Origin of the sequence: Geobacillus sp. WSUCF-018B, assembly GCF_002809985.1 — a bacterium.
GTDB lineage: Bacteria > Bacillota > Bacilli > Bacillales > Anoxybacillaceae > Geobacillus > Geobacillus thermophilus.
In genome coordinates this window covers 1-19,757 of the sequence record NZ_PIJF01000030.1, presented here as the reverse complement: position 1 = coordinate 19,757, position 19,757 = coordinate 1, and the positions used below count along the sequence as shown (strand labels likewise).

Annotated in this window: 24 protein-coding genes; 18 read left to right on the top strand and 6 right to left on the bottom strand. The window is 55.5% G+C overall.

Translation table 11 applies throughout. The features are described 5' to 3' along the window. The first annotated feature begins 77 nt into the window (after positions 1 to 77). Genes CV944_RS10250 through thrB form a run of 3 tightly spaced genes read left to right on the top strand, consistent with a single transcriptional unit; the run spans position 78 to position 3,348 of the window. Positions 78 to 1,376, top strand: a complete 1,299-nt coding sequence (locus CV944_RS10250; RefSeq protein WP_100664132.1) for a homoserine dehydrogenase — start codon at positions 78 to 80, stop codon at positions 1,374 to 1,376. Next, positions 1,376 to 2,437: a threonine synthase gene (thrC, locus tag CV944_RS10245; RefSeq protein ID WP_033010398.1), complete on the top strand. Its 1,062-nt coding sequence runs from the start codon at positions 1,376 to 1,378 to the stop codon at positions 2,435 to 2,437. The genes CV944_RS10250 and thrC overlap by 1 nt, the downstream gene beginning before the upstream one ends. Further along, positions 2,434 to 3,348 (top strand): homoserine kinase, encoded by a 915-nt coding sequence (thrB, locus tag CV944_RS10240; RefSeq protein ID WP_100664131.1) that lies wholly within the window; start codon positions 2,434 to 2,436, stop codon positions 3,346 to 3,348. The genes thrC and thrB overlap by 4 nt, the downstream gene beginning before the upstream one ends. Positions 3,349 to 3,449: 101 nt before the next feature. Here the strand turns inward: thrB and CV944_RS10235 are convergent, their stop codons facing one another. After that, positions 3,450 to 3,692: a NifU family protein gene (locus CV944_RS10235; protein ID WP_225995604.1), complete on the bottom strand. Its 243-nt coding sequence runs from the start codon at positions 3,690 to 3,692 to the stop codon at positions 3,450 to 3,452. Positions 3,693 to 3,776: 84 nt separating this feature from the next. On the opposite strand from CV944_RS10235, the gene CV944_RS10230 reads away from it, so the two are divergent. Beyond that, positions 3,777 to 4,106 (top strand): DUF1462 family protein, encoded by a 330-nt coding sequence (locus tag CV944_RS10230; RefSeq protein ID WP_033010402.1) that lies wholly within the window; start codon positions 3,777 to 3,779, stop codon positions 4,104 to 4,106. 99 nt (positions 4,107 to 4,205) lie between these two features. On the opposite strand, the gene CV944_RS10225 is transcribed toward CV944_RS10230, so the two are convergent. After that, entirely contained in the window at positions 4,206 to 5,276 is a 1,071-nt protein-coding gene (locus CV944_RS10225; RefSeq protein ID WP_033010403.1) for an NAD(P)/FAD-dependent oxidoreductase, read from the bottom strand. Positions 5,277 to 5,646: 370 nt separating this feature from the next. Here CV944_RS10225 and CV944_RS10220 point away from each other — a divergent pair, with 370 nt between their 5' ends. The 4 genes from CV944_RS10220 (at position 5,647) to CV944_RS10205 (ending at position 7,876) form a co-directional block, all read left to right on the top strand. Beyond that, positions 5,647 to 5,886: a YuzB family protein gene (locus CV944_RS10220; protein WP_033010405.1), complete on the top strand. Its 240-nt coding sequence runs from the start codon at positions 5,647 to 5,649 to the stop codon at positions 5,884 to 5,886. Positions 5,887 to 6,017: 131 nt separating this feature from the next. Then, positions 6,018 to 6,890: a diaminopimelate epimerase gene (dapF, locus tag CV944_RS10215; protein ID WP_100659647.1), complete on the top strand. Its 873-nt coding sequence runs from the start codon at positions 6,018 to 6,020 to the stop codon at positions 6,888 to 6,890. A gap of 97 nt (positions 6,891 to 6,987) precedes the next feature. Beyond that, the gene (erpA, locus tag CV944_RS10210) at positions 6,988 to 7,353 is read left to right on the top strand and encodes an iron-sulfur cluster insertion protein ErpA (RefSeq protein WP_100659632.1); all 366 of its coding nucleotides are present in this window, start codon (positions 6,988 to 6,990) and stop codon (positions 7,351 to 7,353) included. 220 nt (positions 7,354 to 7,573) lie between these two features. Further along, positions 7,574 to 7,876 carry a LapA family protein gene (locus tag CV944_RS10205; RefSeq protein WP_011232425.1) on the top strand — a complete coding sequence of 101 codons (303 nt, stop codon included), beginning with the start codon at positions 7,574 to 7,576 and terminating at the stop codon, positions 7,874 to 7,876. A gap of 161 nt (positions 7,877 to 8,037) precedes the next feature. Here CV944_RS10205 and CV944_RS10200 read toward each other — a convergent pair whose 3' ends face one another. Then, entirely contained in the window at positions 8,038 to 9,036 is a 999-nt protein-coding gene (locus CV944_RS10200) for an NAD(P)/FAD-dependent oxidoreductase (RefSeq protein WP_011232424.1), read from the bottom strand. Between the two features lie 277 nt (positions 9,037 to 9,313). Here CV944_RS10200 and CV944_RS10195 point away from each other — a divergent pair, with 277 nt between their 5' ends. From CV944_RS10195 to CV944_RS10175, 5 genes are all read left to right on the top strand, one after another. After that, positions 9,314 to 10,537 carry an NAD(P)/FAD-dependent oxidoreductase gene (locus tag CV944_RS10195; protein ID WP_100659630.1) on the top strand — a complete coding sequence of 408 codons (1,224 nt, stop codon included), beginning with the start codon at positions 9,314 to 9,316 and terminating at the stop codon, positions 10,535 to 10,537. A 155-nt stretch (positions 10,538 to 10,692) separates the two neighbouring features. Then, positions 10,693 to 11,190 carry an NUDIX domain-containing protein gene (locus tag CV944_RS10190; protein ID WP_050368721.1) on the top strand — a complete coding sequence of 166 codons (498 nt, stop codon included), beginning with the start codon at positions 10,693 to 10,695 and terminating at the stop codon, positions 11,188 to 11,190. 129 nt (positions 11,191 to 11,319) lie between these two features. Beyond that, complete coding sequence (locus tag CV944_RS17295; RefSeq protein ID WP_158236219.1) at positions 11,320 to 11,457, top strand: YuiA family protein; 138 nt, start codon at positions 11,320 to 11,322, stop codon at positions 11,455 to 11,457. A gap of 55 nt (positions 11,458 to 11,512) precedes the next feature. Continuing rightward, on the top strand, positions 11,513 to 11,836 hold the full coding sequence (locus tag CV944_RS10185) for a YuiB family protein (RefSeq protein WP_100659629.1): 324 nt from the start codon (positions 11,513 to 11,515) through the stop codon (positions 11,834 to 11,836). 275 nt (positions 11,837 to 12,111) lie between these two features. Next, positions 12,112 to 12,750 (top strand): 3D domain-containing protein, encoded by a 639-nt coding sequence (locus CV944_RS10175; protein WP_289643211.1) that lies wholly within the window; start codon positions 12,112 to 12,114, stop codon positions 12,748 to 12,750. A gap of 17 nt (positions 12,751 to 12,767) precedes the next feature. Here CV944_RS10175 and CV944_RS10170 read toward each other — a convergent pair whose 3' ends face one another. Next, complete coding sequence (locus tag CV944_RS10170) at positions 12,768 to 13,580, bottom strand: cobalamin-binding protein (protein WP_100664130.1); 813 nt, start codon at positions 13,578 to 13,580, stop codon at positions 12,768 to 12,770. A gap of 184 nt (positions 13,581 to 13,764) precedes the next feature. Between CV944_RS10170 and CV944_RS10165 the strand changes: the two genes are divergently transcribed. The 3 genes from CV944_RS10165 (at position 13,765) to CV944_RS10155 (ending at position 17,165) form a co-directional block, all read left to right on the top strand. After that, positions 13,765 to 15,258, top strand: a complete 1,494-nt coding sequence (locus CV944_RS10165; protein WP_100659646.1) for a leucyl aminopeptidase — start codon at positions 13,765 to 13,767, stop codon at positions 15,256 to 15,258. A gap of 270 nt (positions 15,259 to 15,528) precedes the next feature. Beyond that, on the top strand, positions 15,529 to 16,149 hold the full coding sequence (locus tag CV944_RS10160) for a DUF47 domain-containing protein (RefSeq protein ID WP_033016305.1): 621 nt from the start codon (positions 15,529 to 15,531) through the stop codon (positions 16,147 to 16,149). Between the two features lie 17 nt (positions 16,150 to 16,166). Beyond that, positions 16,167 to 17,165: an inorganic phosphate transporter gene (locus tag CV944_RS10155; RefSeq protein WP_015375716.1), complete on the top strand. Its 999-nt coding sequence runs from the start codon at positions 16,167 to 16,169 to the stop codon at positions 17,163 to 17,165. A gap of 109 nt (positions 17,166 to 17,274) precedes the next feature. Here CV944_RS10155 and CV944_RS10150 read toward each other — a convergent pair whose 3' ends face one another. After that, entirely contained in the window at positions 17,275 to 17,883 is a 609-nt protein-coding gene (locus tag CV944_RS10150) for a biotin transporter BioY (RefSeq protein ID WP_100659627.1), read from the bottom strand. A 183-nt stretch (positions 17,884 to 18,066) separates the two neighbouring features. Here CV944_RS10150 and CV944_RS17460 point away from each other — a divergent pair, with 183 nt between their 5' ends. After that, positions 18,067 to 18,225, top strand: coding sequence for a hypothetical protein (locus CV944_RS17460; protein WP_021321792.1), 159 nt, complete (start codon positions 18,067 to 18,069; stop codon positions 18,223 to 18,225). Between the two features lie 77 nt (positions 18,226 to 18,302). Further along, the gene (locus CV944_RS17615; RefSeq protein ID WP_227412624.1) at positions 18,303 to 18,461 is read left to right on the top strand and encodes a hypothetical protein; all 159 of its coding nucleotides are present in this window, start codon (positions 18,303 to 18,305) and stop codon (positions 18,459 to 18,461) included. Positions 18,462 to 18,717: 256 nt separating this feature from the next. Here the strand turns inward: CV944_RS17615 and CV944_RS10140 are convergent. Then, positions 18,718 to 19,757 (bottom strand): DDE-type integrase/transposase/recombinase (locus tag CV944_RS10140; protein ID WP_100659626.1); only part of this gene is annotated, 1,040 nt, incomplete at its 5' end.

Sequence of the window (19,757 nt, the reverse complement as noted above, 5' to 3'; positions counted from 1 at the left end):
AATGGCTGATCGTCTTTTATAATGTCTACTATAAAAATACAAATGTCTACTGTACGTAAACAGAAGGGGCGGGAATCATGGAAAAACCAATTTTGGTCGGATTGTTAGGACTAGGAACGGTCGGGAGCGGCGTGGTGAAAATTATCGAGAACCACCAGGAAAAATTGATGCACCAAGTCGGCTGTCCGGTGAAGGTGAAAAAAATCCTCGTCCGTGACGTACATAAGCCGCGCGATGTCGCCGTCGACCCCGCATTGTTGACGACAAGCGCCGTAGACGTGATCGACGATCCGGACATCAATGTCATCATCGAGGTGATGGGCGGCATCGAGGAGACGAAAGAGTGGCTGTTGCGGGCGCTCCGCCAAGGGAAGCACGTGGTGACCGCGAACAAAGATTTAATGGCTGTCTACGGTTCAGAGCTGCTTCGGGTGGCGGCGGAGCACCGTTGCGATTTGTTTTATGAAGCGAGCGTCGCCGGCGGCATTCCGATTTTGCGCAGCCTGGTCGACGGCTTGGCGTCCGACCGGATCACCAAGCTCATGGGCATCGTGAACGGAACGACGAACTACATTTTGACGAAAATGTCGCAAAACGGCGCTTCGTATGAAGCCGTGTTGGCGGAAGCGCAGGCGCTCGGGTTCGCCGAGGCCGATCCGACGTCAGACGTGGAAGGGCTCGATGCGGCGCGGAAAATGGCGATTTTGGCCCGCCTTGGCTTTTCGATGGACATCGACTTGGACGATGTGCAAGTGAAAGGAATCACCGAAGTGACCGAGGAAGACTTGAACTACGGGAAGCGGCTTGGCTACACGATGAAATTGATCGGCATCGCCCAGCGCGACGGGCAGAAGGTCGAAGTGAGCGTCCAGCCGACGTTTTTGCCGGATTCGCACCCGCTTGCGTCGGTGCATAACGAATACAACGCCGTCTATGTGTATGGCGAAGCGGTCGGGGAGACGATGTTTTACGGGCCGGGGGCGGGCAGCCTGCCGACGGCGACAGCCGTTGTCTCCGATCTGGTCGCGGTGATGAAAAACATGCGCCTTGGCGTCAACGGCCATTCCGCGGTCGCTCCGCAATATGAAAAGCAATTGAAAGCGCCGGCGGAAATTTTCTCAAAATACTTTTTGCGCATTCATGTGAAAGACCAAGTCGGTGCATTTGCGAAAATTACGACGCTGTTTTCGCAGCGCGGGGTGAGCTTTGAGAAAATTTTGCAGCTGCCGCTGAAAGAAAACGGTCTGGCGGAAATCGTGATCGTGACGCATGACGCCTCGCAGCAAGACTACGAAGACATTTTGCAGCAGCTGGGCGATTTGGAAATCGTCGAGCGCGTCCAAAGTTCGTATCGGGTGGAAGGGGAGAAACGGTAATGGCATGGAACGGCCTGCTTGACGCCTATGGCGAGTTTTTGCCGCTTACGGCGGCGACGCCGAGGCTGTCACTTTGCGAAGGGAACACGCCGCTCATTCCGCTGCCGCGTCTGTCGGAAGAGCTTGGGATCACCTTGTATGTCAAGGTCGAAGGGGCGAACCCGACCGGTTCGTTTAAAGACCGCGGCATGGTGATGGCGGTGGCGAAAGCGAAAGAGGAAGGAAGCCATACGATCATTTGCGCGTCAACCGGCAACACGTCGGCGTCGGCGGCCGCCTATGCGGCGCGCGCCGGCATGCGTTGCCTCGTCGTTGTGCCGAACGGGAAAATCGCGCTTGGCAAACTGGCGCAAGCGGCGATGTACGGCGCGGAGATTTTCGCGATTGACGGCAACTTTGACGAGGCGCTGAAAATGGTGCGCCGCCTGAGCGAAACGGCGCCGATTACGCTTGTCAACTCGGTCAATCCGCACCGGATCGAAGGGCAGAAAACGGCGGCGTTCGAAGTGTGCGACCAGCTTGGCCGCGCCCCGGACGTGCTCGCCATTCCGGTCGGCAACGCCGGCAACATCACCGCCTATTGGAAAGGGTTTAAGGAGTACCATGCGGCCAAAGGGACCGGGCTGCCGCAAATGCGCGGCTTTGAAGCGGAAGGAGCGGCAGCGATCGTCCGCAACCGGGTGATTGAACAGCCGGAAACGGTGGCGACGGCGATCCGCATCGGCAATCCGGCGAGCTGGGAAAAAGCGGTCGAGGCCGCCAACGAATCGCGCGGAAAAATCGATGAGGTGAGCGATGCCGAAATTTTGGCCGCCTACAAGCGGCTCGCCCGGACGGAAGGCATTTTTGCCGAGCCGGCATCATGCGCGGCCATCGCCGGGGTCATCAAACAGCGCGAACGGAACGAAATCGAACGCGGCAGCCTCGTCGTGGCGGTTTTGACCGGCAACGGCTTGAAAGACCCGGCCATCGCCTTGGAGACGGCGGCGATTGAGCCGGTCGTGCTGCCGAATGATGAACGAGCTGTCTTGGAGCGTTTGCAAGGGGTTGTCCGCACATGAAAGAAGACGAGATGTTGAAAATCATCGTGCCGGGCAGCACGGCGAACTTAGGGCCCGGCTTTGACTCGGTCGGGCTCGCCGTCAACCGTTACTTGACGCTTGATGTTCGCTTGGCGGAAGCGTGGTCGTTTGCGCCCAAAACACCGGAAGTCAGCGGCATTCCGCGCGGGACGGACAATTTGGTGTACGAGGTGGCGGACAAGGTGGCGGACGCGCACGGCCGGCGGCTGCCGAGCTGCGCGGTCGATGTGTACAGCGACATTCCGTTTACGCGCGGGCTAGGCAGCAGCGCAGCGGCGGTCGTCGCCGGCGTGGAGCTCGCCGATGCGCTGCTTGGGCTAGGCCTGTCGCGCGAACAAAAGATGGAATGGGCGGCCCGCTATGAAGGCCATCCCGACAATGTCGGCGCCTCGCTGTACGGGGGGCTGGTCATCGGCTGCTGCCGCGAAGCGGGGGTGGATGTCGTCCGTGTGCCGGAATTTGATGTGGAGATCGTCGCCATTATCCCCGGTTATGAACTGGAAACGAAAAAAGCGCGCGGACAGCTGCCGGCCCAATGGCCGCGGGCGCGCGCCGTCGAGGCAAGCGCCGTCAGCAACGTCCTTGTCGCCGCCTTGCTCACGAAAAACTGGAAGCTCGCCGGCCGGATGATGGCGGCCGATTTGTTCCACCAGCCGTACCGGAAACCGCTCGTTCCGGAGCTGGCGCGGGCCGAGGCGCTTGCCGAGGAATACGGAGCGATCGGCGCGGCGCTGAGCGGGGCGGGGCCGACAGTGCTCGTCTTTGCCGAACCGGGTCAAGGAGAGCGGCTGGCGCACCAGCTGCGCCCGCATTTTCCGACGTGCGACATCGCGCGTCTTTCCGTCGAGCCGCGCGGCAGCCGCGTCTACAAGCTGGCGCTTGAAGCTTGACCGCCAGCGGCAGTCCGGTTTTCGGGGTCGTCCGGAAGCGGACGGTGTCCGCCCGCCGGCGACAAAAAAATCCGAACAGCGACCGCTGTTCGGATTTTTCATTAAAACACTTGTTCCACTTCAACGACGCCCGGCACTTCTTCAAACAAGGCGCGTTCGATCCCCGCTTTCAGCGTGATCGTCGAGCTCGGGCAGCTGCCGCATGCGCCAAGGAGACGGAGTTTGACAACGCCGTCTTCGACATCGACAAGTTCGCAGTCGCCGCCGTCGCGAAGCAGGAACGGACGGAGTTTATCTAAAACTTCTTGTACTTGTTCTTTGATTTCTTGATCCGTCATTTTCATCGACTCCTTTCCCTATTTTTTATTATAATCATGGTAGCGGAAAAAATCTAATGATAAATTTTGTTTTCGCAAAGGGTGACAACGATGACATTCAAGCCGGTTGAAATTTGTGTGTACGGGGCCGACATCATTTGTCCGTCGTGCGTGCAGCTGCCGTCGTCGAAGGAAACGTATGAGTGGCTCGAGGCCGCGCTGCGCCGCAAATATCCCGACCAGCCGTTTGTGATGACGTACGTCGACATTTTCGCGCCGCCCGCTGACGATGAGGCAAAGCGGAAACTGGCGCAGACGATCGTTGAGGAAGATTGGGTGTACCCGGTCGTGGTCGTGGAAGGGGAAGTCGTGGCCGAAGGCAATCCGCGGCTGAAGTCGATTTATGCGGAAATGGAGAAATACGGCTACCGCTCATCGTAAGCGGCAGGTGAACGCCATCTAAAGAGGAGGCGGGGAGTCCCCCGCCGCTTTTGTTGGCGTGAATGAACAGGAAGCCAAAGCGGCCGCCTGCGCAGCAGGTTAATACCCATGATGGTACTTGTACATCCACAAAATGCCCGACTTTAACAGGCGCGGCACGCGTCCGGTGAGCGGGCGGTCCGCGACGAGGCCGAAGCCGTGTTTTTTGCCGAGTGAGCCGAGAATGCCTTTCAGCTTGATCGGCGGGAATTCGCTCGGCGGCTCTTCGCCGTTCCACCGTTTTTGCAGCACTTGGACGATTTGCTCGGCTTGCGCTTCAGCGAGCTGGGCGCTCGGGGAATGCGGCAGGCTTGCACAGTCGCCGACGACGTAGGCGTTTTCATAGCCGGGGATGTGATGCTGCTTCGTCAAGACGACGCGGCCTTGTTTATCTTTTTCAACGTTCAGTGCGCGGACGACGCGGTTCGGCTGAATGCCGGCCGTCCAGACGATGACATCGCACGCGACCGGCTCGTCATGATTGTACAGGACGCCCGGCTCGACTTTTGTGACGTTCGAATGGCGGACGATTTCCACTTGATGATCGATGAACCAGCCTTCCACATAATCGCTTAGCCGCTTTGGGAACATCGGCAAAATGCGTTCGCCGCGGTCAAACAGCTTAATGTGCAAGTCGGGGCGGCTTTCCGCCAGTTCGCTCGCCAGCTCGACGCCGCTCAACCCCGCACCGACGACGCCGACCGTCGCTTTTGGCGGCAAGTTGTTCAGCGCCTCATACGCGGCGCGCGCTTTGTCGATCGACTGAATGCTGTACGTGTAGACGTCAGCGCCCGGCACCCCGTGGTATTTGTCTTCGCAGCCCAATCCGATCACGACATCATCGTAGCGGACGCTGCTCCCATCCTTTAAATGGACGAGCTGCTGGTCGAGATCAATCGAGACGACTTCGCCGAATTGGTATACAAGCTGCGGATGTTCCGGAAACGGGACGCGGATGTGATGGTCGCTGACCGTTCCCGCGGCCAAGGCGTAATATTCCGTTTTTAAACAATGGTACGGAACGCGGTCAATGAGGATAATATGAATGTCGTTCGGCAATGCATCCGGGAGGAGGCGCTGCAAAATGCGCATATTGCCGTATCCTCCACCAAGCAGTACAAGTTGTCTCATGTCAAAAAATCCCCTTTTGTCCAGTTTCGTAAGCCGCCAATGCCATAAAAAAGTATAGCGAAATTGTGACAAAAGAACAACAATTTTTCTGGACGCCGCCTCGGAGGCGCATAAGCTGACAAACCGCATCGTTTGGCGCTGAGAGCGCTCAACCGAAGCGGCATGGCGGCTTCCCTGTCGGCGGTCGGCGTCGTGCGTTCAGCGTCATGCCGTCGCTTGCCCCTTTTCTCAACTTGAGAAACCTTGCGCCAGCGCTTTTGATTTTCTCAAACTGGAGGGACGCTCTTTTTCCGCGCCCTTCTCGTGAGCATGTCCGTTGACGCCGCGCCGCAAAACGGCTACGATGGGAAGCAGGAAGGTGAACATGCGCATGATGTTGCCAATCATCGAATTTTGCATCAGCAACTTAGCTAGCGGGTCGTACAAAGCAATGGAAATGTTGGAAAAGGATCCGAACTTGGACATCATTGAATACAGTTGCTTAAGCTATTGCACACGCTGCGCGGAAACGCTGTTTGCGCTCGTCAACGGCGAGTTTGTCAGCGGCGAAACGCCGGAGCAGTTGGTGGAAAATATTTATAAACATTTGGAAGAAAATCCGATGTTTTGACTGAAAAAAGGAGGATGCCTGCAAGCGGCATCCTCTTCAATGTATATGAAAAAACGGGGGATATTCCCATTTTGTCCACACAAAGGATTTAATATACGCAAAAGGTGAAAAATTTTTCGGGAGGGCATATCGTGCGATCGTTTTCGTTTACGAAAATGCATGGGTTAGGAAATAGTTATATTTACGTCGATTTGTTTCGGGAAACGTTGCCGGAAGACGAGTTGCCGGCGATCGCCCGCCGCGTGTCGGATGTCAACACCGGCATCGGTTCGGATGGCTTGATCCTCATTTGCCCGTCCGATGAGGCGCCGGTGAAAATGCGCATCTTTAACAGCGACGGCTCGGAAGGGAAAAACTGCGGGAACGGCTTGCGCTGCGTGGCAAAATATGCGTATGAGCACGGCCTCGTCCGCGGCCGCTCGTTTTTGATTGAAACGCTCTCCGGGCTTGTCGAGGCGGAAGTCGCTGTCCAAAACGGCAAGGTAGCGAGCGTGACCGTCGATATGGGCGAACCGCGCCTCGCGCGGAGCGCTATTCCGATGGCTGGGCCGGAAGCGGAGCAGGTGGTCGCCGAGCCGTTTGTGGTAAACGGGCGCGAATATACGATTACCGCCGTTTCGATGGGCAACCCGCACGTCATTTTTTATGTCGAGGACATTGACGAAGCGCCGGTGACGACGCTCGGCCCGCTTGTCGAGAAAGATCCGCGCTTTCCGGAAGGGGTGAACGTCGAGTTTGTCGAAGTCGTCAATGAACGCGAGCTTCATTTCCGCGTCTGGGAGCGCGGCTCCGGCGTGACGCAGGCGTGCGGGACCGGAGCGTGCGCGGCGGTCGTCGCTTCCGTGTTAAACAGCAAAACGGCGCGCGGGGAGGAAACGGTCGTCCATTTGGCCGGCGGCGATTTAACGATCGTATGGGGGCACGACGGGCGCGTGCGCATGACCGGTCCGGCGGAGACCGTGTGCACTGGCGTGTATTTTTACGAAACCGGGCAGAACGGTTGAGCACCCGGATGGGAAAGCGGTATACTATAAGCAAAGAGAAAAAAGAGGCAAAACGAGACCGGTTGGAAAGACGAGAACATGGAAAGGAGAGAGTCCAATGGCGGAAGCGATCGTGACGCTGACCGAAGCGGCGGCGTTTCAAATTAAGGACATGATGAAGGAGCAGGAAGAAGAGCACGCCTACCTGCGCGTCGGCGTCCATGGCGGCGGCTGCAGCGGGTTGTCGTACGGCATGGGCTTTGACCATGAGCGGCGTGAGGATGACATCGAATTTGAGCAGCACGGCATCAAAATTTTGGTGGACCGCGACAGCGCGCCGATTTTGCGCGGAACGGTCATCGACTATAAACAGTCGCTGCTTGGCGGCGGGTTTACGATCAACAATCCGAACGCCATTGCGACATGCGGCTGCGGCTCCTCGTTCCGCACAGCGACCAATGCCGGCACGCCGGAGCAATGCTAAGCAGGCGGGATGACGTCCATCTGCCTGGCAGAGGAAAACGGCCTGCCTTGCCGTGACGTCGGGCTCTTGAGAAGGCCGGTTTTCGCCGCACGGCCGGTTGAAAACGCGGGCGTGTACCGACTGGCGAAATGTTGGAAGGGTGGTCTTTCCCTCACGAAATTGGGGAAAACGGCCGCGCTCCAACATCGGCCTTTTCGGGAGCGCCAAAGGAGGAGAAACGATGAAAGGACAAATCAATGTCATCTTGGCGCTTGTCTTGGCGCTCATTGTGGCGCTGCTGGCGGTGGCGAATGTCGAGCAGGTGACGATCCATTATTTAGTCGGCGAAACCCGCTTGCCGCTCATTATCGTCATTTTAGGTTCGGCCGTCCTTGGCGGCCTTGTCGTCGGCATGCTCGGATGGGTGCGTTTGTTCAGCCTGCGCCGGCAGGTGAAGCTGCTCGAGAGAGAGCGGGAGGAATGGACGAAAAACAAGGCTGGGAATACTGATGGCGAGTCGGTTTCGCTGGAGCGAGAGGGATGAGGCATGAGTATGGCGCCCCCAACAAAGAGGGGCGCCTTTTGCTTGAAAAACGGGTGTGGACGGGGCGGGCTATATGAATGGCTCCAATCAGTCGGGATGCGGCGTTAAGGCGAAATGCCGAGCGCCCCTTCGCTTCCGCTTGTTTTCCCGACGGAGCGCCATTAAAACAGCGATGTCGAGTGCGCCGGCTGCATCCGCGCCGTCGGATCGATGTACGTTTTGGCGCTGCTGATGGCGATCGGCGCTTCGCCAAAGCCGCAGGCGATCAGCTTGATTTTCCCGTCGTACGTGCAAATGTCGCCCGCCGCATACACGCCGGGGATGTTCGTTTCCATCCGCGAGTTGACTTTGATCGCATTCTTTTCGATGTCAAGCCCCCAGTTTTTGATGGGGCCAAGCGAAGAAATAAAGCCGTAGTTGACAATGACGGCGTCGACATCGATCGTTTCTTTCGTTCCTTCTTTCACATGCTCGAGGATGACTTGGCGGATGGCGTGTTCATCGCCGACGAGTTCAACGGGCACAAACGGCGTTTTCACTTGCACGCTGGACTTCTTGAGCTGCTCGACGCTATGTTCATGGGCGCGGAATTTGTCGCGGCGATGCACAATCGTGACGCTTTGGGCGATCGGTTCGAGCATGAGCGACCAGTCAACAGCCGAGTCGCCGCCGCCGCAGACGAGCACGCGCTTTCCGGAAAACTGCCCCAAGTCGTTGATGAAGTAATGTAAGTTTTTTCCTTCATAGCGGGAAGCGCTTTCGATTTCGAGCCGACGCGGCTGAAAGGCGCCGTTTCCGGCGGTGATGATGACCGTTTTCGAATAATGGATTTGTTGATTGGTGACGAGTTTAAACGTTCCGTCCTCCTGCTTTTCGAGCGTGTCGACCGACTCGTTCAGGCAGACGGTCGGCGAAAATAGGTCCATCTGCTCTTTCAGCTGGTTGACAAGCTCTTGGGCGCGCACTTTCGGAAATCCGGCGACATCATATATGTATTTTTCCGGATATAACGCGGCCAGCTGCCCTCCAAGCTGCGGAAGGCTTTCGATAATTTTGACTTTCATTTGCCGCAAGCCGCCGTAAAACGCGGCAAACATCCCGGTCGGCCCGCCGCCGATAATGGTGACATCGTAGACGTTGCGATCTTCTTTCACCGACATCCCTCCCTGCGCGAAGTCATGGCATTACAAGTTTATCTTACCATAAATGCGCGCCGTTATAACGGCGAATTTTTGCCGGGCCGGCGGAAAAAAAGGGCTTGAAAAGAGGCAAAAAAAGAACTAATATGGTTGTGGATAGATTGTTAATTTTTTGTGACAATCTGTCAACATTTTTTTGAAGGTTAACGTGAATACTTTCACAAACTTCGCTCAATAAAAATGGGGGCCGCAGCAAAAGCTATAAGAAACGTGTGGGAAAAAATTAAAAAGGGTGGAAGTGATTCAAGTGAGAAAACCAAACGTTGTCATTTTAGGGGCTGGCTATGGCGGGCTCATGACGACCGTCCGCCTGCAAAAACTTGTCGGGGTGAACGAGGCGAACATTACGCTTGTCAACAAACACGACTACCATTATGAAACGACATGGCTCCATGAAGCGTCGGCCGGCACGTTGCACCATGACCGCGTCCGCTATCCGATCCGCGACGTCATTGATCGCAGCAAGGTGAAATTCGTCCAAGATACGGTGACGAAAATCGTGCCGGGCGAAAAGAAAGTGCTGCTTGAAAATGGCGAGCTGACGTACGATTATCTCGTCATCGCCCTCGGATTCGAATCGGAGACGTTCGGCATCAAAGGGCTGAAAGAGTACGCGTTCTCGATCGCCAACATCAACGCGGCGCGGCAAATCCGCGAGCATATCGAGTACCAGTTTGCGACGTACAACACGGAAGAGGAAAAGAAAGACGAGCGGCTGACGATCGTGGTCGGCGGGGCCGGGTTCACCGGCATCGAGTTTTTGGGCGAGCTCGTCAACCGCATTCCGGAGCTGTGCCGCGAATATGACGTCGATCCGCACAAAGTGCGCATCATTTGCGTCGAAGCGGCGCCGACCGCGCTGCCGGGCTTCGATCCGGAGCTTGTCGAATACGCGGTGAGCCAGCTCGAGCGCAAAGGAGTGGAGTTTAAAATCGGCACCGCCATTAAAGAGTGCACGTCGGATGGCATCATTGTCGCGAAAGGTGATGATGTCGAGGAAATTAAAGCCGGCACGGTCGTGTGGGCGGCCGGCGTGCGCGGCAGCCGCGTCATCGAGGAATCTGGGTTTGAAGCGGCGCGGGCGCGCATTAAAGTGGACCCGTACTTGCGTGTCCCGGGGCATGAAGACATTTTCGTCGTCGGCGACTGTTCGCTCGTCATTGATGAAGAAACGAACCGCCCGTATCCGCCGACGGCGCAAATCGCCATGCAAGAAGGCCAGCTGTGCGCGAAAAACTTGGCGGTGCTCATCCGTGGACAAGGGGAGCTGGAGCCGTTTAAGCCGGATATTAAAGGGACGGTTTGCTCGCTCGGCCATGACGATGCGATCGGCGTTGTGTTCGGCAAAAAGTTGTGGGGAACGAAAGCGAGCTTCATGAAAAAAGTCGTCGACAACCGCGCTTTGTATTTGATCGGCGGCGTATCGCTCGTCATGAAAAAAGGGAAATTCAAGTTTTTCTGATGAAGGCCAAAAGAGGGCGCTCCCATCGCCAGGGGCGCCTTTTCTCATGGATGTTTCCGTTCGGGCCGGCTCTTTTTTATATGGCGGCTGACAGGGAACGGCTGCTTTCTTGTCGAAATACAAACAGGGACAACGATGGGAAAAGGATGAGGATGATGGACCACAAACGCGGAAACGTATGGATTGCCTCGGCCGGGCTTGTGATCAACGAAGCGGGCGAATGGCTTGTCGTCAAGAAAGCCTACAGCGGGCTGAAAGGCAAATGGTCGCTGCCGGCTGGATTCGTCAAGCCGGGGGAGATGCTTGACGAGGCGGCCGTCCGCGAAGTGAAAGAGGAGACGGGAATCGACGCCGAGCCGGTCGCGTTTCTCGGTTTGCGCACCGGGGTCATCGACGGAGAGATCAGCGACAATTTGGCGATGTTTCTTCTCCGCCCATTGTCGGACGCCATTACCGTGCAGGCGGGCGAATTGTCGGCCGCTGCTTTTTTAAGCAAGGCGGCGCTCCGCGACGACCCGGACACGTCCGGGCTGCTTCGCTATTTATTGGCGCTTGAGCCGCTCGTCTCCCTTCCCCCGCATAACGGGCTGAACCCGGGTGATCCGTTTGGGTACACGAAGTACCGCCTTTACTTAAAATCGTCAAAATCATAAGAATAATGGAGAAAATGAAAGCGAGGCGCTGATGTATTCGCTTACATGAACGAAAACAGAGAAGAATCGCCGTTTGTTTTTACAGAAAATTTCGATATATTAACAAAAAAGAAGTGGAGGGGAAGAAGAATGGCACAAACGGCGACGACCACCGATTGCGTGTACTGCGGTGGCCACGGATACGTCCAGCTTTTGCTCGGCGGATCGGAAACGTGCTACGGCTGCCAAGGGACGGGAAGCGAGACGGAAGACGACGATGAGCATTGACTTGTCATCCGCCCATCCAGTACACTGAAAAAGGGTGTAAGGGAGGGAAGGGCGGATGCAAATGAGTTTGCCGGTTGTACTCATTTCGATGCTTTTATTTTTCGTCTTATTTTTCGGCATCGGATTTTTGTTAAATATGTTGTTGCGCATGACATGGATCATGGCTGTTTGCTTTCCGGTCATTGCGGTGTTCATTATTGACGACGTGCCATGGACGCAGTATTTGACCGATCCGGCCGCCTCGTTTTCGGCGCTCGGCCAGAAAATCGCCTCGCTGGCAACGGCTGATTTGTTGATTTTGGCGAGCGGCTTTGCCGGCGCCCTTTGCGCCGGCTGGGCGATCCGCACGCTGCGGGCGAAAGGCTATCAAATGTTCTAAGACATTTCGGATCGATCATGCTGCCCGATCGGTTGTATTTTTCGCGAAAGGGTATCAAAGGTGTTCAGGCGTCTCCGCGCAAGCGGGGGCGTTTTTTATTTTTGCGCGCCACCGTGTCTGCGGCGGCGTTTTTTCATGTTGCGGCGATGCCGGAGGGCGCCGCGGAACAGGCGCTTGGAGTCCGGTGTCATGCGTTTTTTCGATTGGCCCGCCGTTGCAATGAATATTTCGATTTTGGTTGGAGATAAATAGAGGTGTGAGAGGAGTTGAGATCATTGGATAGGTTCAGGCAGTTTGCACGCCGGACCGCGATGACGGTGTTGTTTTTCCTGGCGCTCACCGCGACGTTCCAGTCTGTTTCCGGAGTCGAGGCGGAAACGGTTCTCCGCTCCTTGTCGAGCGCATTATTGGTCGAGCATGAGCCGAGTGGCGGGACAAACGGCCGCCCGAAAAGCGGCAGTCGCTCCGCCCCGCGGCTTGAGGATCAGTTTGACTGGTCGAAATACCCGTCTGTCGAAGTGGTGGCGACCGGCTATACGGCTGGGGTCGAATCAACCGGGAAAACGCCCGATCATCCGGAGTATGGCATTACGTACTCCGGCGTGCGCGTGAAGCGCGATCTTTACTCGACGATCGCCGCCGATTTGTCCATCTTTCCGATCGGCACGATTTTGTTCATCCCCGGGTACGGGTTCGGCGTTGTGGCCGACAAAGGCGGGGCGATCAAAGGCCATCGCATTGACTTATATTATGAAACGGTCGAAGATGTCTATAAATATTGGGGAAAAAGGAAAGTGCAAGTTTACGTTATCCAAAAAGGGGATGGCAAGCTGTCGGAGGAAGAATTGACGCGGTTGAACGAGGATGAAACGATGCAAGTGTTCCGGCAGCAATATTTGGAATCGAAAAGCTGAAAAAGGGCTCCCGCCCGTCAGCCGCCAAGAAGCGGGTCGCTGCCGTCAGCGGGAGGAAACAGCGCCGGATGCAAAAGCGGCGCCAATTTTTTTAATCCGACTAAAAGGCGCGGCGACGGCCGGCAATAGAGCGCTTCTTCCAACACGTGGATGCGCCCGGCACGGACCGCCTCAGTCTTGTCGGCGTGCGGGCGCGCGATAACGGCGTTGGCGTTCATGTTTTTCGTCTGCACGCCGACCCAAACGAGCAGCACGTGCGACGGGTTGCGGGCGACGACGTCTTCCCATTCCGTCTGGACGCTCGCTTCTGGAAGGTCGGCGAACACGTTGCGCCCGCCGGCGAGTTCGCTTAGTTCGCTCAGCCAGTTTGCCCCGCCCGGCGTGAAAATCGGCCGCGGCCACCATTCCCAATAGAGGCGAGCCGGCTCCGCCACCGTTGCGGCCCGCTCGCGGTATTCGCTGAGAAATGCGCGGTAGCGGCGGACGAGGTCGGCCGCTTTTTTCGTTTCGCCAAGCGCCTCGCCGAGCTGAAGGAGATCGTTGGCGATGTCCTCAAGCGAATTCGGCGCCAGCACGAGATGCGGGAGCCCGCGCCGTTTGAGTTCCTCGACGTTGCGCTCCATGCCGGGCACGCTTAAAGAGGCGACGACCAGGTCAGGCTTGAGCGCCTCGACGCGGTCCATATCAATGTGCAAATCCGGCCCGACGTTTGGCAGCTGCTTCACCTCGGGCGGCCAGTCGGACGAATCGTCGACGGCGGCGACATCGCCAAGGCGGCCGAGATAGGCAAGCAGTTCGGTGTTGCTTGGACAAAGGGAAACGATTCTCATCAGCGTCGGTCCTTTCTAAATCATCGTGATGATTACGGATTCGCCTTGCCCTGCGTGATTTCCTGTCCGTTTCAGCTGATTTTTTTGCATGAACGCAAGGAGAGAAAAGTTAGATAGTCGAAAGAATCGCTTTGCTTCGCTATAATGAAGGTGGGAATGAATCAACATGGAAAGGGATGAGACGATGTTTACGGTAAAGCCATTGCTGTCTGTCGAAACGAACGAGGAAGCGTTGGTCATCGGCTTGTTTGAAGGGGGGCAGCCGTTTGCCGGCCTTGCTGGCGAGTATGACGCCCGCCTTGGCGGACAGCTGTCCGGACTGTGGAAGGAAGGCGACATTTCCGCGAAACGGGGGAGCATCGCCGTGATTCACCCGCTTTTGCCGGCCGGGGCGAAACGACTCTATTTTGTCGGGCTCGGCAAAAAAGAGGAGCTGACGTTTGCGCGGCTGCGCGAGGTGTTCGGCAAGCTGTTTCGCGCGTTGAAGCAGGCGAAGCGGACGAAAGCGGCGGTCGCGCTTGACACGTTTACGGCCGGGGACGTCGACGAAAACGAAGCCGCGCATGCGCTTGCCGAAGCGTATTATTTGGCGACGTATGAGTTCCCGGGATACAAGCAAAACAGGCGAGAGCGGGACTATGAGATGAAATCGCTCACCGTTTATACGGGGGCGGACGCAGCGGACATCGAGGCGAGCTTGTTCGTCGGTTCGGTGTACGGGAAGGCGACGAACTCGGCGCGCACGCTCGTCAACACGCCGGGGAATTTGCTGACGGCGTCCGATTTGGCGGATTATGCCGTAAAGCTCGCTGACCGATACGATTTTGACTATGAAATTTTGGAGAAAGAAGACATGGAGCGGCTCGGCATGGGAGCGCTGCTCGCGGTCAACCAAGGGTCGAAGCAGCCGCCGAAATTGATCGTGTTGAAATATCAAGGGAAAGAAAAATGGGAAGACGTGATCGCCCTCGTCGGCAAAGGGGTGACGTTCGACACAGGCGGCTACTGCCTGAAGCCGCGCGACAGCATGGTTGATATGAAAACGGATATGGCCGGCGCGGCGGCGGTGCTCGGGGCGATGGAAGCGATCGGCGAACTGCGGCCGGAACAAAACGTGCTCGCCGTCATCCCGGCGACTGACAATATGATCAGCGGCGAGGCGTTCAAACCGGATGATGTCATCACATCGCTGTCCGGAAAAACGATCGAAGTCCGCAACACGGACGCTGAAGGACGGCTCATTTTGGCCGATGCGGTGACTTATGCGAAACAGCACGGCGCCAGCTATATCATCGATGTCGCCACGCTGACAGGCGGAGTGATCGTCGCCCTTGGCACGGACAAAACAGGGGCGATGACGAACAACGAGGCGCTGTTTGAGCAGCTGCTGGAAGCATCGATGGAAACCGGGGAGTTCATTTGGCGGCTGCCGATCACCGAACACGACCGCGAGCGGGTGCGAAGCAGCAAAATCGCCGATTTGAACAACTCTCCGGGGCGCGAAGGGCACGCCATTATGGGCGGGGCGTTTATTGGCGAGTTTGCCGAAGACACCCCGTGGGTGCATTTGGACATTGCCGGCACGGCGACTGCAAAGAAAGATGGCGACCTCGGCCCGGCTGGGGCGACGGGTGTCATGGTGCGGACGCTCACCGCGTTTGTTGAACGGTTTGAATAAGCAAGACGCAAGCGGCGCTGCGATCGCCTAATTCAAGCAGGACGGGCTGAGCCGGCGGCCGCGCGATGTCGAATGGGAAAGCCGAAGCAAATGTGCATAGCTTCGGCTTTTGTTTGGCACGCTACATAATACATGGGCAGGAAAAGCGAACAAAATGTAAAGGTAATGTAAATTTTGTGTAAAATTTTTGATTGTCTTATTGTAAATGCTGTGTAAATTACTACAATAAGTATCGGTGATTTTCGATTTCTGAGATGGAGGGTGGCCTCAATGATCTTTTCCCCAAAAAAGGACGTTTTCTTCGACATGTTGTTTAAGATTTCGGAAAATGTCAAGGAAGCAGCCCAATACTTTGTTGAGTATAAAATCCGAGGCGTGAGCGACTTGAAAGAATTCGCCCGCGTCATGAAAGAGTATGAACGGAAAGGCGATTCGTTCATCCATGAGCTTGTCGTCCAATTGAACAAAACGTTCATTACGCCGATTGAACGGGAGGACATCCATCAGCTGGCGATGAAAATGGATGATGTGCTTGACGGGCTTGAACAATGCTCCGCCCGGTTTGAAATGTTCTCATTCACGGACATTGACGAACATATGGTGAAGTTCTTCGACTATATTTACCAAAGCACGATCGAAATCGTTCATGCGCTCGAACTGCTGTCGCACAAAAAGTTGCTTGACATGCGCCAGCACGCCATTAAAATCAAGGATTACGAAACGAAATGCGACGAAATTTTGCGCGCTTCGATCAAAAACTTGTTTGTGACGCAAAAAGACCCGATTAAGCTCATCCAATACAAAGAGCTTTACGAAATGTTGGAAGAGATTGCTGACAGCTGTGAAGATGTCGCGAATACGCTCGAGACGATCATTATGCGCAACGCGTAAAAGGGGACGTTGTTTTTATGGATATGATTTTAGTCTTGACGATATTCATTGTGGTTTTCGCGTTGGCGTTTGACTTTATTAACGGGTTCCACGATACCGCGAACGCCATTGCGACGTCGGTGTCGACGAGAGCGCTCACGCCGCGCCAAGCCATTATTTTGGCTGCAACGATGAACTTTATCGGCGCGCTCACCTTCACCGGTGTCGCGAAAACGATTACGAAAGACATTGTCGATCCATTCACCCTTGAGAACGGTTCTCTCGTCATTTTGGCAGCGCTGGTTGCTGCCATTGCCTGGAACTTAATTACGTGGTATTATGGCATTCCGAGCAGCTCGTCGCATGCACTCATCGGTTCGGTCGCTGGGGCAGCCATTTCCGCCGCTGGCTGGGATGTAATCCACTACCAAGGTTTTCTTAAAATTTTGGAATCATTGATTATTTCTCCATTTTTGGCGATGGGTGTTGGGTTTGTCATTATGAGTTTGTTTCGTTTCTTATTTAAAGACGCCAATTTAACAAGAACAACCAAAGGGTTTCGTCTATTTCAAGTTGTAACGGCTGCATTGCAGGCGTATACGCATGGAACGAATGACGCCCAAAAAACGATGGGCATCATTACGATGGCGCTGATCGCTGCCGAAATGCACCACTCAGATGTCGTGCCGGAATGGGTGCGCATTTCTGCCGCCTTAGCCATGGGCTTGGGGACGGCTGTCGGCGGATGGAAGATCATCAAAACGGTCGGTGGAAAAATTATGAAAATCCGCCCTGTCAATGGGGCGGCAGCGGACTTATCCTCGGCGCTCGTCATTTTTTCCGCCACGTTGTTGCATTTGCCAGTCAGTACGACGCACGTCATTTCCTCGGCCATCATGGGGGTCGGCGCCGCCCAACGGGTGAAAGGCGTCAAATGGGGCGTCGCCCGCCGCATTGTGCTGACATGGATCATCACCTTGCCGGTGTCAGCGTTGATTGCGGGGTTTGTGTACCAGGTTCTCCGTTTATTTTTCTAACAAATGAAAGAGGGTGTCCCAACAGATCGGGACACCCTTTCTTATTGTTTTTCCTATGTTGTGTTTTGTTTAAGGAAAATTTCCCTTTTGGGTCAGACTCTTTTCGTGTTTAGGCCGCCGAACGGTCCGCGGCCGACGAGCGTCCGATCGCCCGGCAAATCCTCGGGGCGATCAAGCCGGCTGCGATCGATAGCAAAATGTCTTTTGGCAGCGGAACCAGCATCCAGCCCCACACCATGCCGTACGAAAGTCCTTCGGGCGCCTCCGCCCATAGTTTGTACGCCATGTACATCCAGTTCGTGCCGATGACATAGTTGACGACCATGCCGACCAAGGCGGCGGTGACGAAACGAGCTTTTGACGCCGGCTGCGGGCCGCGGTTGATGACCCATCCGGTCGCATAAGCGGCAACGATAAACGAAAGAATGAAGCCAAATGTCGGTTGGAAAATCATCGATAGTCCGCCGCTGAATTTGGCAAACACCGGTACGCCGGCGAGGCCGACGAGCATGTACACAATCATCGCCACCGCACCGAGCCGCCGCCCGAGCACCGCTCCGGCCAAGACGCAGAAAAACGTCTGCAGTGTAATGGGAACACCGCCGACGACCAAAAACGGCGCCCACGACGTAATGTTCGCCCCGATGGCCATGAGGGCGACAAACATAGCGACAAAGGTGATGTCGAGGGCCCGAAAAGCAGGACGTTGGCGATTCATATGTAAACCCCCTTTTCTCTTGTTGTTAACAAAATCGTACTGAATGATCATTTGACTGTCAATACTTTTTTATGAGAAGGCGGGAGGCGGGGACGGAAATCATATAATTGACGGATGGAGGAGCAAACTAGACAAAACGGCGGCTGTCATCGCGGCCGCATGGACGAGGAGGATCGCTGCTCTATGGAACATGTCATGCCGGAAAAGGAAGTAAAGCAGGCCAGCAAGATGGGAGCCCATGAGGATCTGATTCACACGAGCCAAAACGACGAAGGGTATGACTTGCGCACCCCGGCGGAAATCGGGGCTCGGCAGCCGATGGATGAAAACGGCAATTCGTGAAGGCAGCGAAGGATTGGGCGCAGATGGACGGGAAAGAAAAAAGTCTTGGATAGCTTCGCGCCGCGAGAAGGCCGGTGATGGATGGAAACAGATCGCAGGCCTTAATTACTTTGCCATTAGAGGGATCTTGTCATGCCGATGACATGCTGCCGGCTCGGATGCCGTGCTCGTTTTTCAATGGTTTTTTCGGCATGAAAAGAATAGAAGAAAATGAATTTATTGATTTTTATGAATAAATACCTATTTTTGATATGGTAATAAAGTTCCTTTTTTTTTTTTTATTTCCAGTAAGATTTTAATTGTAAATATATAGTTTGTTTACCATAACGTGTACTTGGTAAGGGACTGAGGTAGCGTCAAAAGTTCTATGAAAAACCCACACAGACCATCCCATCGAGCATCGTGAGGCATGTGGGGAGCCGGATTCGTCCTTGGCCAACACCCGCCACAAAGGTGCGAAAGGGTTGTCAAGGGCGACGGGGACAAAAAAAGTTAGGCCGCCTCTTGTTGGAGAAACGCTTGTGCCATGGCGATGAACTTCGTCCACCGGGCCGGCATATGCGGCAGCTCGGCGAGCTCCGGAATGACGACCGGGACCCGGCCTTCGAGCGCGCTATGCGGGCGCAGAAAGTTGAAATACGCCACAAACAGCGTCACAAAGGACACCGAGCCCTCTTCCGCGCCGAACCCATGGGTCGGGCGGCAGTTGCCTTTAAAGGTCCGGTTGAATCGCTCGATGATTGGCTTGAGTGGACGGAACTCTTCGGACACCGGGTCCTCATGGGCCAGCCCGATCACCTGGCGGATGTCAAACGAAATCCCGTGATGGGCGAAGAAGTGCTGCGCCAGCAGGTAAATGGGATTGCCGTCGACGACGAACGACAAGTCGTCCGGGATGGATGGCCGCTTCCGCAAGACATCATTGATGGCCTTGATGGCCGAGAGCGTGTCCCGATTGGGCGAGACGCGATACGACAGCACGATCTTTTTGACGGCATCGAATAGAAAGAACATGTAATGCCAGCGCCCTTTGACGCGAATATACGTCTCGTCTCCGCAGAACGATCCGGACAGCTCGTACGGGAATCGGTCGACAAAGGGCTTGATCCAAAGCGCGGCGCTGTTGGCGTAGTTGAGCACCGTCTGATGGGAGATCGACACGCCGTGGATATCCTTCATGGCGGCTGCCGTCATGCGGGAAGACATTCCAAAGTTGACATGGTACGTCAACACCAGCCCCAGAATGTGCGGCGACACAGCCAGCCGGGACAAATCGACCTTCGGCTTGATGGGTGACGAGGAAGCCAACGGTAGAAAGTCAAACAAGAACTCTCGAAACCAATACCGCACCTTGAAGGCTTGAGGATCCTGTTTGAAACGTTGGCGCTCCTTCTTCGTCATCCGTCGAAGGTTGGCCCGGTAAAACGGGCAATCGTTGTTCTTGCACTTATAGATGTTGTATTCTTTGCGTTCCTTGATTTTTTCCAGCGTCTTTTTGCAGTGCGGGCAGCGAAAGACCGCTTGCTTGGTGA